Genomic DNA, 13180 nt, shown 5'->3' with positions numbered 1-13180 from the left:
CGCTCCTTTATTCAGTTAATGCTTTAATTCATCTAAGAATTATACAAATTACAAAAGTGATTCTATCATTCTATAAAGGAAGGTGTCAACAGAAAAATCATTCCTAATCATAGAATCAATACACAAGCGCCGATGATCCATTCAAAATGCTCTGGCTTAACACAACCTTTTCGGCATCTCCCTCGAACAAGAACGCCGGCGAACCCATCTTGTCCGCAAAACGTTCGTTGTATGACAAGGACATGCTGACAGTGGACAAGCAAAGGGTTTACAGATTATGACGGAAAAACGAGGAATCGGGCGGCGTTAATCGGTTTTTATTGGATCATCACCACGCCTGTTTTTAATATGTTCTAACCTCTCGTTGAAACTATTGTTTTATCAATATGAATGGACTTCATGACCGATTCAATTGTTGACGGCTATTTTCTACACCTCTGAATACAGCGAACGAATTCCTGTGGCAATGGCGATGGCTTGCTCTAAATCCTCAATTAAGTCTTCGACATTTTCGATGCCGACCGATAGACGAATCAAATCTTCCGTAACTCCCGAGGCCTGCAAATCTTCTGGGCTCAACTGCTGATGCGTGGTGCTGGCTGGATGAATAATTAAGCTTTTGGCGTCTCCTACATTGGCCAAGTGCGACCAAAGCTTCACGTTGTTAATGAGGGCCGCTCCCGCTTCTCTTCCTCCTTTAATGCCGAACACCACAACGGCTCCCGCTCCTTTCGGCAAATATTTTTCGGCCAAATTCTTGGCTGGATGCTTTTCGTGTCCAGGATACAGCACCCATTCTACTGCCGGATGGCGATCTAAATAGTCTACAATCCGACGCGTGTTAGCAATATGCTCTTTCATGCGTACATGAAGCGTCTCAAGCCCTAAATTAAATTGAAACGCATTAAATGGGCTAATCGCTGGTCCAAGATCCCGCAGCAATTGCACACGAGCCTTAATGATATAAGCAGCCGGACCTAAAGCTTCTGCATACACAAGATTGTGATAGCTTGGATCCGGAGTTGTAAATCCCGGAAATTTAGGAGAATCCCAATTAAATTTTCCTCCGTCTACAATAATGCCGCCAAGCGTTGTACCGTTTCCAAGCAGCCATTTAGTAGCTGAATGAACAACGATATCCGCTCCATACTCAATCGGACGGCATAGATATGGAGTGGCAAACGTATTATCAATAATGAGAGGAATGCCTGCCTCATGCGCAATGTTGGCTACCGCTTCAATATCTAGTACGTGCAAACTTGGATTACCAATCGTTTCTGCAAAGATCGCTTTCGTTTTTGGCGTAATGGCAGCACGGAAATTTTCCGGATTAGCGGGATCAACAAAATGTGTTTTAATTCCATATTTCGGAAGGGTAGTGGCAAAGAGGTTATAGGTACCTCCATATAGCGTTGAAGCTGACACAATCTCGTCTCCTGCTTGCGCTATATTTAAGATCGCAAGCGTGATTGCGGCCATGCCGCTTGCTACTGCAAGACTTCCAATTCCTCCTTCTAATTGTGCCACTCTTTCCTCAAAGACTGTGGCGGTCGGGTTATGAATGCGCGTATAAATGTACCCTTCTTCTTTCAATGCGAATAAGTTGGCTGCATGCTCCGTATTGGCAAATTGATAAGCGTTCGATTGATAAATCGGAACGGCTCTTGCTCCTGTCACAGGATCTGGACTTACCCCCCCATGCACCGCCAGCGTTTCTAAACGATATGATTTTTCGCCCACTGTCATCCTCTCCTTTTTATAATCAAATGAAAACCCCCTCTTCATCATAAGAAGAGGGGGAAATTTCCTTTAACTCTTCTTATCTGCCAGAGCGATACACTCTGCTGGAATTGGCACCGTGTCAAACCGGTTGCCGGGCTTCATCGGGCCAGTCCCTCCGCCACTCTTGATAAGAACTTGTTTATTATTTTATTTTTCTGAATAATAACACTGTTTTTTTATCATGTCAATAACATTTCGTGATTTCATATTCAAGAGGCATAACGATATGGTTTAGCTAAATGAAGAAGCGATTCTAATAAAAGCATGTGACGAAAGCTACCGGAAACCACTAATTCTTTTAAGCGGAGCTGCTGCTGCAATTTAAGTTCACCTTTCAACAGACTAACAAGCGCCTCTTTCGACCCTCTAATGGTTAATATCTTCCTTTCATCAGCTTCCTGCGCCAGATGAACTCCCGTTTTTGAAATGGCGAAAATCAGTGTTTCTGCATCGCATTCAAAGCGAATGTAGAGTTCCTCCTCCGGTAAAATCGGCAACAGATGGTGCAACGTCTGTACACGTTCCATAAACTTTTTAGTTAATTCATAAATCTTCATCGTTTTCCCGCCTCTCCATTATCCTTTTCTCTCATTTATTTCCATAGAAAAAGGCATAATTCCTTTATAAACTTGTCGACAAATCATCAAGAAAACGTACACGATTTTTCATATTTCCCGAGAAATATGTCAAAAAAACTCTAAATAAAAAAGCAAGCCCCCAAAGGCTTGCTTCAATCTATACGGATACCAACACTTCTGCACAATCTAAAATGGACCCATCTACTGTTTGTTCTTCTCTTATCCATAAATGCATGCATTACGGCTTTTGCAATTCTTGAATCACCTCATATAAATATGGGACAGATTGAAATGCATATAACTTCTTTTTCATTTCCCCGTTTCTAAATAACAGCAGGCAAGGTACACTTTCAATTTCCCAGCTGACCGCTCGATCCGGCATATAGTTAATATCGGACTTCCGAAAAGCTACATGAGAAGTTAGCTCTTGAACAATGCTGACCATGCGATTCGCCAGCTGGCATGTGCCGCACATCGGTGTATATACATACAAACATACAAACTCCTCCTGCTGAATGAGTTCATCTAATTGCTGTATCGTTACTTCTTCCACACTTCTTCACACCTTTTACCAATCATCTGCATGCACATCAATATTAGCGCTCAGCAGCACCGTTGCAATATGTTTTTTAGGTGCTGCGGCCACCTCTCGATACATGCGATCGATATATAAATGCTCCGCCTCAGGAAATTCACGGCGCAGCTGCTTTCGCAATCGTTCTCCCGCTTCATCCGAATCCACTAAGATAAACACTTCTTTATCATACAGCTGATCAATCCACTCATCTAATTTGGCACGGCTGATCGTCCCGTTTGTGCAAATGATTTCAACGGAATCTTTAATCATGCCCTCTATTTTCTTTTTGTCGGAGCGCCCCTCGACAATAATTACTTTTTCTTTATCCATCATGATCATCACCTAATGAAAAGAAGTTATGTATATTGTATTCCATTCGCTCTTTGTTTTCTACCTTCCTGCCTCCAAAAATAAAACAGCCTTGAGATCGGAGAAAAAATCCATGCTTGCTTTAACCATTCACTATTCATATAAAAGATATAACGCCGCGGCATTATTAGCCACGGCGTGCTAGAATCGATCTTATTCTTGGTTAATCATTTGCTCATATTGTTCAGCCGTCAATAAACGATCGATTTCGCTTAAATCAGTCGGCTCAACAACAATCATCCATGCCTTCTCATATGGAGACTCATTGACAAATTCAGGATTGTCGTTTAATTCTTCATTAATTTCAACAACTTTTCCACTGATAGGGGCATACAGCTCAGAAACCGTTTTCACTGATTCAACACTGCCAAACGGCTCGTTTGCTGTAAGTTCCGCACCTACCTCTGGAAGCTCAACAAATACGATATCTCCTAACTCGGATTGCGCAAAATCAGTAATTCCAATTCGAACTTTACCATCTTCCACACGCACCCATTCATGTTCTTCAGAATAGCGCAATTCTTTTGGTGTGTTCATGATTTATGTCCCTCCAACAGCAATGTATTCTTTTTAATAATAACTGATTTTTTTGAAAAACTCGACTGTATTCGTTATACTTGTCCAAAAATTTTTTCATAAGCTTGCTCATCAAATCCTACTACCACATGCGTCCCATCTGTTGCAATCGGCCGTTTAATCAGCATGCCATCCGATGCCAATAGTTCAAGCAGCTCGTCGTCAGTCGCTGTGCTGATGCGATCTTTTAATCCTAGCTCCCGATACCTCATGCCGCTTGTGTTAAAAAACTTTTTGAGCGGAAGCCCGCTTTGTTGATAAAGCTCTCTTAATTCATCTTTTGTTGGTGGATGTTCGGCAATATGTACATCATTCACTGCGATGCCGCGCTCCTCTAACCATTTTTTCGCTTTTCGGCAAGTGCTGCATTTCGGATACCAGTAAAAAGTTAACATGATCGTTCATCACCCTCTATAAACAAAGTACCAGACGCTTCGTCTGGTACTTCTCATTATTACACAATATAACGTTCTGCTTCAATGAGCGCGGCCGCCGCTTCGCGTTTTTTGGCAATGACATTGATTAGCGTATGGCGCGTAAGCTTGCGCAATGCCGATAGCATCATTCGCAGCATATCTCCTTGCTCAACCGCTACAATCGTTTCTTTTGCATGTGCTTCGATTTCATTAAATGCTTCCTGGCAGAAAATTTCTGTATATAAAATTTTTTGTTTATTTTTCTCTGCTCCAAATTTTTGAATCGCCTTTTCTGTGCGAAGAAGCGCTGATTCCATCGCATAAATATTGCTGACAATGTCGGCAATATTCACTAGCACTTCTTGTTCTTTCTCTAGTTTCGGCCCAAATTTCTGCACGGCTAGGCCGGCTGTCAACAGAGCAATTTTTTTCGCGTTCCGTACCAAATATTTTTCTTGCTCTAGCAATCCATCTCCTACTTCTTCCGGCATTAGCATCATGAGCTCTTCTTGCAGCTTTTGCGCTTTTTGCAAAAGAGGAAGCTCTCCCTTCATCGCTTTCCGCAAATACGTTCCCGGTACTAACAGGCGGTTGATTTCATTCGTTCCTTCAAAAATACGGTTAATGCGCGAGTCGCGATACGCCCGTTCAATTTCATATTCCTGCATAAAACCGTAGCCGCCATGAATCTGTACCCCTTCATCCACAATGTAATCCAATACTTCCGTTGCAAAAAATTTATTCAATGAACATTCAATGGCATATTCAGCAATAGATCTAGCAATTTCTTTTCCTTCTTTCGCTTGTTCGGCATCCAGCTTGCTCATGCGCTCCTCAAATAATCCAACTGTGCGATATACCGAGCTCTCCGCAGCGTATAGTTTTGATGCCATCGTCGCAAATTTTTCTTGTGTTAATGAAAATTGGGAAATTGGCGTTTTAAATTGCTGGCGCTGATTCGCATATTGAATCGTCACCTCTAGAGCCCGTTTGGAGCCGCCAACCGCTCCGACACCTAATTTATAACGGCCAATATTTAAAATATTAAAAGCAATGACATGCCCCTTTCCAATTTCCCCCAATAAATTTTCCTTCGGCACAAGGGCATCTTGTAAAATTAATGTGCGAGTGGAAGAGCTTTTAATTCCCATTTTCTTTTCTTCTGCTCCGGTAGACACCCCAGGAAAATCACGCTCTACAATAAAAGCCGAGAAATGCTCGCCATCCACTTTAGCATAAACGACAAACACATCCGCAAACCCTGCATTGGTAATCCATTGCTTCTCTCCATTCAAAACATAGTGAGTGCCTTCTGCATTCAGCTTCGCTGTCGTTTTCGCCCCTAAAGCATCCGAACCGGAGCCCGGCTCTGTTAAAGCATAAGCCGCTATCTTTTCACCTGTGGCCAATGCCGGCAAATATTTTTGTTTTTGCGCTTCTGTTCCAAATAATACAATAGGAAGTGAGCCGATTCCTACGTGGGCGCCATGCGAAATCGAAAACCCCCCGGCCCGCGCCATTTTTTCGGCAATTAATGCTGAGCTGATTTTATCAAGCGACAAACCTCCATACTCTTCCGGAACATCTGCGCTTAAAAGTCCAATTTCTCCCGCTTTCTTTAGCAGTTTAACAGAACGATCAAACTCATGATTTTCTAAGTGCTCTAACTGAGGCAACACCTCATTGATCACAAATTCCTCTGTTGTTTTGGCGATCATTTTATGCTCATCTGTAAAATCTTCCGGAGTAAACACGCGTCCGCAGTCTACCTCTTCAATTAAGAAGCTGCCACCTTTCACCACATTATCCATCGCTTTTGCCATTGCGTTTCTCCCCCTTGTTTTTTATGTGAACAATCTTCATATCATCTGCTCGGCCCTACTCCAATAATTCAAATACACCAGCGGCTCCCATGCCGCCGCCGATGCACATCGTAACAATACCAAATTGCTCATGCCGGCGGCGCATCTCATGAAGCAAGGTCAGCGTTAATTTAGCCCCTGTGCATCCGAGCGGATGCCCGAGTGCAATCGCTCCGCCATTGACATTGACTTTTTCTTCATCTAGACCGAGCTCGCGAATCACTTGAATCGCTTGTGAAGCGAACGCCTCATTTAGCTCAAATAATCCGATATCGGAAAGCTCTAATCCAGCAAGCTTTAGCGCCTTTGGAACAGCAGCAATCGGCCCGATTCCCATCACTTCTGGAGGGACGCCTGCTACGGCGAATGAACGGAATTTTCCAAGAGGCTTCAAGCCAAGCGCTTCTGCCTTTTCGCGATCCATCACCATGACCGCTGCTGCCCCATCGCTTGTTTGCGACGCATTTCCTGCAGTGACTGTTCCATTAACGGCAAACGCCGGGCGCAGCTTTGCTAATATTTCTTTGTTCGTTTCCGGACGAACACCTTCGTCTTCAGCAAATACGATCTGTTTTTCCGTAAGTCGGTTATTTTCAACCGTACGGATCGTGACATTCACCGGAACAATTTCATCCACAAACTTCCCGTCACGGATCGCTTGGGCTGCCCGCTGATGGCTGCCTACAGCAAACGCATCCTGTTCTTCGCGGCTGATTCCATACTTCATAGCCACTTGCTCTGCTGTATGTCCCATTGACATATAGTATTCTGGAATGTTTTCAGCAATTTTTGCATTCGGCCTCACAACATGCCCCAGCATGGGGACAAGACTCATTGATTCAACGCCGCCAGCGATAATCGTGTCAGAGTGGCCAAGCATAATGCGTTCCGCTGCATAAGCAATCGCCTGCAGCCCTGATGAGCAATAGCGATTGATCGTAATGGCTGGAACAGTGTAAGGGAGACCTGCCAATGCCCCTATGTTGCGGGCTATATTTAGCCCCTGCTCCGCCTCCGGCATGGCGCAGCCAAAAATCAAATCATCGATGTCTCCATCATAATTTTCCGCTCTCTTTAATGTTTCTTTCACAACAAGCGCGCCTAAATCATCTGGACGCATATGAGCAAGCGTCCCTTTTTTCGCCTTTCCGACCGGAGTACGCGCTCCCGCTACGATGACTGCTTCTCTCACAATCTTCCCCCCTGTTTCTATATAGGCTTTATTTAAGATTTTACGAGCATGAATGCCTTACAGCATCCAAACCATATTCCACGCAACTTCGATGAGAGCAGCGGATCATAAGCTAGTCAATCCATCCCCTTGCTATTGTTAAGAGAAAGCCCCCTGTGCTCATTTGATACGGCCGCATATCTATGTTTGTTATTTAGTTGCGCAGCGGCTTTCCTTTTACAAGCATATGCTGCATCCGCTCCTGCGATTTTCTTTCTCCTACTAAACTTAAAAACGCTTCTCTCTCTAAATCTAATAAATATTGTTCATCTACCTCCGTACCGTACGGCACTTTTCCTCCAGCAATGACATAGGCAAGCTTTTTGGCAATCTTTACATCATGCTCTGTAGCATAACCGGAAAGGTGCATGGATTGAGCAACTAAAAGCAATGCTGCGTATCCAGACTCGCCTACGACCGGAATCTTTTTGCGCACAGGCGGCTGATAACCGCTGTCGTATAGAGAAATTACAGCCTGTTTGGCATCATAAAGCAAATGGTCACCATTCATCGTAATTCCGTCTTGTCGATTTAAAAAATTCAGCTCGCGAGCTTCCAACGCCGATGTAGATACTTTGGCCGTCGCAATCGTTTCAAACACTTTATTCGCCACTTTTTGCAAATCAAAGTCCACACCATTCGGCAGGCTGTTTAAATATTTAATATATAGTTCCTTGTTTCCACCGCCGCCAGGAATCAACCCAACACCAACTTCAACTAATCCCATATACGTTTCTCCTGCCGCCTGAATGCGTGCTGCGGGCAAGCAAATTTCCGTACCGCCGCCAAGCGTCATCGCAAAAGGAGCAGCAACCACTGGCTTTGGACTATATTTAATATTCATCATCGCCTGCTGGAACTGTCTCACAACGAGCTCAATTTCAAAATAATTATCATCTTGGGCCTCCATTAAAATCAGAGCCAGATTGGCACCAACACAGAAGTTTTTCCCTTGGTTTCCAATGACAAGGCCTTTATAGTTGCGATCGACTTCCTCTAGCGAGTCGTTGATCATTTGGACAATATCAAGGCCGATCGCATTATTTGGTGAATGAAACTCTAATAGCGCAACATCATCCCCTAAATCAATCAAGCTGGCACCGCTATTTTTTTTGATAACCCTGTTTTCTTCTTTTAACCGTTTAAGATGAATGACTTTTGGATTCTCTGAAACAGGCTTGTATTCTCCCTTGTCATAAACTAAAACTTTTCCGTTTTCTCGCTTATAAAAGGATGTATGCCCCGCAGCAAGCATTTGAGCAACCCAATCAGGAACGTTCTTTCCTTCTTCTTGCATTTTGCGAACAGACGCTTCCACACCGATCGCATCCCATGTTTCAAACGGGCCAAACTCCCATCCAAATCCCCATTTCATTGCCCGGTCAATGGCGACAATATCATCGGCAATTTCCCCTAGCAGTTGTGCCGAATAAAGAAGGACCGGGCTTAAAATATTCCAAAGCAATTCTCCAGCACGGTCATCGCTATATACAAGCGCTTTCAATTTATTGCTTAATCCTTTAGCCTGCTTGCTCATCTCGACCGCTGGTGTTTTTAGTTTTTTGCTTGGTTCATATTCCAGGGTTTCATAGTTTAATTCTAAAATGTCCTTTCCTTTTTTGAGGAAAAATCCTTGTCCTGCTTTGCTGCCAAGCCATCCTTTTTCCAGCATTGCTTTCATAAAATCAGGAGTGCGAAAAACCTCTTTTTCCTCTCCGTCCACTTTTTCAAATACATTGTTCGCTACATGAATAAATGTATCTAAACCAACGACATCCAGCGTGCGAAACGTAGCGCTTTTCGGACGTCCGATTAACGGCCCTGTAACCGAGTCAACCTCGCCAACGCTGTAGCCTCCTTTGATCATTTCTCGCACTGTTACTAGCAGCCCATACGTTCCAATGCGATTAGCAATAAAATTAGGCGTATCTTTAGCAATGACGACTCCTTTCCCAAGCACTTCCTCGCCAAATTCCTTCATAAAGGCAACAACCTCTGGATCAGTGGCTTTCGTCGGAATGATTTCCAGAAGTTTTAAATAGCGGGGCGGATTAAAAAAGTGAGTCCCTAAAAAATGCTTTTTAAAATCTTCCGAACGTCCTTCAGACATGGCTTCCACTGAAATACCAGACGTATTGGAACTTACAATGCTCCCTTCTCTTCTGACTGCGTCGATTTTAGCAAACAGCTGTTTTTTTATGTCTAAATTCTCCACCACTACTTCAATAATCCAATCAGCCTCCGCCAGACGGTGTAAGTCATCTTCAAAATTTCCGGTCTCGATGAGCGCCAGCTTTTCTTTCGCCATCAGCGGCGCCGGTTTTTGCTTCAATAGCTTTTGCAGAGCCTGATTCGCCAAGCGGTTACGAACAGCTGTATGTTCAAATGTAAGACCTCTTGCTTCCTCCTCCTTTGTTCGTTCACGCGGCACGATATCAAGAAGCAAGGTTGGAATGCCGACGTTCGCTAAATGTGCGGCAATGCCGGAGCCCATTACTCCAGAGCCTAATACCGCGGCCCGTTTAATCCGTTTGACCATGGCAACTTCCCCCTCCGATATATTGAATGAATAATCATTCATTTTTTCTCAAAAAAAATATTGGCTGACTATTATTCTTATAATTTAAATATAAAGTATCTTTTAAATTTTCGCAATATATATGCTTAACAATTTTTGTCTAGAGTATAAATTATTTTTTTCAGCCAAGCTAAAAACGGAGGTGATAGGGATGGCAAAAATGCAGAAGAACCCGTCTAAAGCAGCCGTCAGCGCCGCAAGTGTCAAAGGAAACGCAGGACCAAATGTCGAGATGGATGGAAGCGGGAAAAAAACAAGTCAAAATCAGCAATATAAAAAAGCAAACATGCAAGGAGAGTAACGATACTTGCTATAGCTGGGCAATACATGCAACAATGATCCATACAACTTGATCCTTCAACATTCACTTCCACTTGAGAAGTCGATGGTTGAGCGATCGAACATCCCCCTTTCGGACAACCGGATTTGTCTGAAAACGGCCTGTTGATTGGGCTGGCGGTCGCGCTTTGGCGTAACGGCCGCAAGTTACCGACTTGCCTTTCGACCGTAAGTTTTATTGACACCATTCATTTATTCAGTAGATATAGCGTAAGGACCATAAACGAATCGATGGGATCTAGCACCACGAGTGAACGATATAAAGGGGCTGCCTTCTAATAATAGGCAGCCCCTTTTGGATAGAGCAGAAAAATAAAAGCGGAATCAAACGAAGAAACAAAATCGCGAATTTTTTTCTTCATTCACTGTTAAAAGCTTAACCACATGAGATAGGTACGGCCCTTCCCAAATAACGAACGTTATCATTCTGTTCAAGGGAAGGGGCAGAAAAGCTTGTGTTTACCCATATCATGCTGTGATTTTTATAAAACAATAAACCATGGATATTTGTGCCTTTACTATTTACGCAATATTCCTTTGATAACAAATGCTACATTCGCTGGGCGTTCAGCAAGACGGCGCATAAAATAGCCGTACCAGTCCGTTCCATACGGTACATAGACACGCATGGTGTATCCTTCGCGAACAAGCTGTTCTTGTCGTTCTGGGCGAATCCCGTACAGCATTTGAAACTCAAATTGATCATTTGGAATGTTATATTCCTTTACTAGCTGCTTTGTATATTCAATAATCGCATCATCATGAGTCGCTACCGCCGTATAGTTTCCATTCAGCAGATGCATTTTAATAATTTTTTTGAAATTATCATCAACATCTTTTTTCTCAGGAAACGCTACTTCCTGCGATTCCTTGTACGCTCCTTTAACAAGGCGCAAATTCGGATGGTAATCTTTTAAATCTTCAATATCGGATTCCGTACGATATAAATACGCTTGCAATACCGTACCCACATTATCATATTCTTTTTTCAACTGCTTAAAAATATCCAATGTTTTTTGGCAACGTGAATAGTCCTCCATATCAATGGTAACAAATACGCCGTTTTCTTTTGCCGCATCTAGAATCCGGCGCATATTTTGCATCACAAGCTCATCAGAAATGTCTAGTCCCATTGATGTCATTTTTAAGGATAGCTGGGAGTTCAACTTCTCTCTTCCAATTGCGCGAATGGCTTCAATAGAATTGTCAGCCATTTCATTCGCTTCTTTTGCGTTATCAACAAACTCTCCTAAATAATCGATCGTTACTGCAAGCCCTTTTTTATTTAAATCTTTAATCACTTCTACAGCACGTTCAATCGTTTCTCCAGCTACAAAGCGAGAAGCCCCGAAGCGCAACCCGTATTTTTTCGCCAATTTTGTCAATGTTTTATTTTTTGATAAAAACAAAAAAAAGTCACGCATCAATTGCTCCATCTTACTACCTCCTTATTTCCGTAAACGCCTTCATGTACTATCTACGATGATTTTAGCATGTTTTTTTATAATTGAATATCTTTTTTCGACAAAATTCGCCTTTATGTATATTATTCCACAAACCGGATAATCTACAACCGAGTCATTGATACCATATTTATAAAAGGAGTGGAACCTTATGCAACAGCAACCCATCCAACAGCAGGCTGCTATGCCTCAGCCGCCGCAAATGATTTCATCAAAAGATGCCATGTATTTCACAGATATGATGTCTTGGAACTTGCTCGCTATGAAAAAAGCGCACTTTTTTGCATCGCAGTGCCAAGATCCAGAAGTCGCAGCTGCTATCGAAAGAGCTGGACAAATGCATCAACGTCATTATGAGCAAATTTTACAACACTTGAAACAGCAACCAAATCCATCCATTACATCATCTTTTCAATAAGGAGGGAAAATAAATGAACCAAGCATCTATTCAAAATCCAGAAACACAAGTGGCTAAAACACCACAAATGAACGACCGCGACTTTTTAAATGATTTATTAGCCACTGAAAAGTATATGACCTCTTCCTATACTACATTTTTACACGAAGCAAGCCACCAACAATTATATCAGGATATGCTTCATATTTTTACTGAAACGCAAAATTGCCAGCGTGAACTGTATAATCTTATGTTTAAAAAAGGATGGTATAAGCTTGAAGCGGCAGATCAGCAAAAGCTGCAACAATCTTATCAGCAATTCCAAGGATATACGAATCAATTTCCATATCAACCAAATGTTCAATAAATGTTTCCCCCGTATAAAACGTACGGGGGAAACACTCATTAATACCAATATCCTCCATAAGGATATGGACCATACGGAGGAAACGGGCCATATGGTCTTGGGTATCCATAAAAAAGCGGTGGAATTAACGCGCTCCCGACTAATCCTCCTAACAGTCCTCCTAAAAATGGGCCACCGAAAAACCATCTCGTTTCATAAGGGTTTGCCCGAATCATTACGGTTCTCCTCTCATCAGTCCATATTAGCGCTTGATTCACCCTTTCCTATTTTTAATAGTAATAAGGGTATCCGAAAAATGGAGATCCGCCATAAAACGGAGGAACCAATGCGCTGCCTAATAATCCTCCTAAAAAACCTCCAAAAAAGGGACCGCCACCGAAAAATGGACGTGGACCAAAAAATCCCCATGGACGAACTCCCCATCCCCAAGGACGTCCCCAAACTCTCGTGTCTTGACCAATAAAATCATTCATGTTGATTTTCCTCCTCATCTTTCATAAATTCCCACACTTCATACATATGTCAGGCAAGTGCGGAGAGCGTGGGCGAATGTCCCATTTTGAGCAAATAAAAACTTCCGCTTAGAGTATAGGGAGCTATCTATATAAACGATGAATGATTTCAGCATTCAATCCATTTGCGAAT

At 42.7% G+C, this 13180-nt stretch carries 15 protein-coding genes and 1 riboswitch; of the genes, 3 read left to right on the top strand and 12 right to left on the bottom strand.

Annotated features, from left to right (window positions below; all coding sequences use genetic code 11):
• Window positions 1-429: 429 nt before the first annotated feature.
• The 9 genes from AT864_RS10245 to AT864_RS10205 all read right to left on the bottom strand — a co-directional run bounded on the left by AT864_RS10245 (window position 430) and on the right by AT864_RS10205 (window position 9930).
• Window positions 430-1746 (bottom strand): O-acetylhomoserine aminocarboxypropyltransferase/cysteine synthase family protein, encoded by a 1317-nt coding sequence (locus AT864_RS10245; protein ID WP_066148810.1) that lies wholly within the window; start codon window positions 1744-1746, stop codon window positions 430-432.
• Between the two features lie 70 nt (window positions 1747-1816).
• Window positions 1817-1916: riboswitch (SAM riboswitch) on the bottom strand.
• 75 nt (window positions 1917-1991) lie between these two features.
• Entirely contained in the window at window positions 1992-2339 is a 348-nt protein-coding gene (locus tag AT864_RS10240; protein WP_066148808.1) for an SCP2 sterol-binding domain-containing protein, read from the bottom strand.
• Between the two features lie 259 nt (window positions 2340-2598).
• Window positions 2599-2913: a thioredoxin family protein gene (locus AT864_RS10235; RefSeq protein ID WP_066148806.1), complete on the bottom strand. Its 315-nt coding sequence runs from the start codon at window positions 2911-2913 to the stop codon at window positions 2599-2601.
• Window positions 2914-2928: 15 nt separating this feature from the next.
• Window positions 2929-3270 (bottom strand): toprim domain-containing protein, encoded by a 342-nt coding sequence (locus tag AT864_RS10230; RefSeq protein WP_369815524.1) that lies wholly within the window; start codon window positions 3268-3270, stop codon window positions 2929-2931.
• Window positions 3271-3459: 189 nt separating this feature from the next.
• Window positions 3460-3843, bottom strand: a complete 384-nt coding sequence (gcvH, locus tag AT864_RS10225) for a glycine cleavage system protein GcvH (protein WP_044742760.1) — start codon at window positions 3841-3843, stop codon at window positions 3460-3462.
• Between the two features lie 74 nt (window positions 3844-3917).
• Window positions 3918-4277 (bottom strand): arsenate reductase family protein, encoded by a 360-nt coding sequence (locus AT864_RS10220; RefSeq protein ID WP_066148804.1) that lies wholly within the window; start codon window positions 4275-4277, stop codon window positions 3918-3920.
• Window positions 4278-4336: 59 nt separating this feature from the next.
• Entirely contained in the window at window positions 4337-6121 is a 1785-nt protein-coding gene (locus tag AT864_RS10215; RefSeq protein WP_066148802.1) for an acyl-CoA dehydrogenase family protein, read from the bottom strand.
• A 55-nt stretch (window positions 6122-6176) separates the two neighbouring features.
• Window positions 6177-7352 (bottom strand): acetyl-CoA C-acetyltransferase, encoded by a 1176-nt coding sequence (locus tag AT864_RS10210; protein ID WP_066148800.1) that lies wholly within the window; start codon window positions 7350-7352, stop codon window positions 6177-6179.
• A gap of 193 nt (window positions 7353-7545) precedes the next feature.
• Window positions 7546-9930 (bottom strand): 3-hydroxyacyl-CoA dehydrogenase/enoyl-CoA hydratase family protein, encoded by a 2385-nt coding sequence (locus tag AT864_RS10205; protein ID WP_066148798.1) that lies wholly within the window; start codon window positions 9928-9930, stop codon window positions 7546-7548.
• Between the two features lie 190 nt (window positions 9931-10120).
• On the opposite strand from AT864_RS10205, the gene AT864_RS17580 reads away from it, so the two are divergent.
• The gene (locus tag AT864_RS17580) at window positions 10121-10270 is read left to right on the top strand and encodes a YuzL family protein (RefSeq protein ID WP_080862757.1); all 150 of its coding nucleotides are present in this window, start codon (window positions 10121-10123) and stop codon (window positions 10268-10270) included.
• 556 nt (window positions 10271-10826) lie between these two features.
• Here the strand turns inward: AT864_RS17580 and AT864_RS10200 are convergent.
• Window positions 10827-11744, bottom strand: a complete 918-nt coding sequence (locus AT864_RS10200) for a proline dehydrogenase family protein (RefSeq protein ID WP_044742765.1) — start codon at window positions 11742-11744, stop codon at window positions 10827-10829.
• 178 nt (window positions 11745-11922) lie between these two features.
• On the opposite strand from AT864_RS10200, the gene AT864_RS10195 reads away from it, so the two are divergent.
• A complete protein-coding gene (locus tag AT864_RS10195) occupies window positions 11923-12189 on the top strand; it encodes a hypothetical protein (protein WP_066148797.1) in 267 nt (88 codons plus the stop codon).
• 13 nt (window positions 12190-12202) lie between these two features.
• Window positions 12203-12535, top strand: coding sequence for a spore coat protein (locus tag AT864_RS10190; RefSeq protein WP_044742767.1), 333 nt, complete (start codon window positions 12203-12205; stop codon window positions 12533-12535).
• Window positions 12536-12573: 38 nt separating this feature from the next.
• On the opposite strand, the gene AT864_RS18160 is transcribed toward AT864_RS10190, so the two are convergent.
• Window positions 12574-12750 (bottom strand): hypothetical protein, encoded by a 177-nt coding sequence (locus AT864_RS18160; RefSeq protein WP_172798659.1) that lies wholly within the window; start codon window positions 12748-12750, stop codon window positions 12574-12576.
• Window positions 12751-12804: 54 nt separating this feature from the next.
• Window positions 12805-13008, bottom strand: a complete 204-nt coding sequence (locus AT864_RS10185; RefSeq protein WP_066148795.1) for a hypothetical protein — start codon at window positions 13006-13008, stop codon at window positions 12805-12807.
• Window positions 13009-13180 lie beyond the last annotated feature (172 nt).

Source organism: Anoxybacillus sp. P3H1B (assembly GCF_001560855.1).
GTDB classification, from domain to species: Bacteria; Bacillota; Bacilli; order Bacillales; family Anoxybacillaceae; genus Anoxybacteroides; species Anoxybacteroides rupiense.
This window is presented reverse-complemented; position numbering and strand designations above follow the sequence as displayed.

Coding starts and splice junctions, on each gene's coding strand:
- AT864_RS10205 (WP_066148798.1), bottom strand. CDS start 9,930: ATGGTCAAACGGATTAAACGGGCCGCGGTATTAGGCTCTGGAGTAATG.
- AT864_RS10200 (WP_044742765.1), bottom strand. CDS start 11,744: ATGGAGCAATTGATGCGTGACTTTTTTTTGTTTTTATCAAAAAATAAA.
- AT864_RS10195 (WP_066148797.1), top strand. CDS start 11,923: ATGCAACAGCAACCCATCCAACAGCAGGCTGCTATGCCTCAGCCGCCG.
- AT864_RS10220 (WP_066148804.1), bottom strand. CDS start 4,277: ATGTTAACTTTTTACTGGTATCCGAAATGCAGCACTTGCCGAAAAGCG.
- AT864_RS10190 (WP_044742767.1), top strand. CDS start 12,203: ATGAACCAAGCATCTATTCAAAATCCAGAAACACAAGTGGCTAAAACA.
- AT864_RS10230 (WP_369815524.1), bottom strand. CDS start 3,270: ATGATGGATAAAGAAAAAGTAATTATTGTCGAGGGGCGCTCCGACAAA.
- AT864_RS18160 (WP_172798659.1), bottom strand. CDS start 12,750: ATGATTCGGGCAAACCCTTATGAAACGAGATGGTTTTTCGGTGGCCCA.
- AT864_RS10215 (WP_066148802.1), bottom strand. CDS start 6,121: ATGGCAAAAGCGATGGATAATGTGGTGAAAGGTGGCAGCTTCTTAATT.
- AT864_RS10245 (WP_066148810.1), bottom strand. CDS start 1,746: ATGACAGTGGGCGAAAAATCATATCGTTTAGAAACGCTGGCGGTGCAT.
- AT864_RS17580 (WP_080862757.1), top strand. CDS start 10,121: ATGGCAAAAATGCAGAAGAACCCGTCTAAAGCAGCCGTCAGCGCCGCA.
- AT864_RS10240 (WP_066148808.1), bottom strand. CDS start 2,339: ATGAAGATTTATGAATTAACTAAAAAGTTTATGGAACGTGTACAGACG.
- AT864_RS10185 (WP_066148795.1), bottom strand. CDS start 13,008: ATGAATGATTTTATTGGTCAAGACACGAGAGTTTGGGGACGTCCTTGG.
- gcvH (WP_044742760.1), bottom strand. CDS start 3,843: ATGAACACACCAAAAGAATTGCGCTATTCTGAAGAACATGAATGGGTG.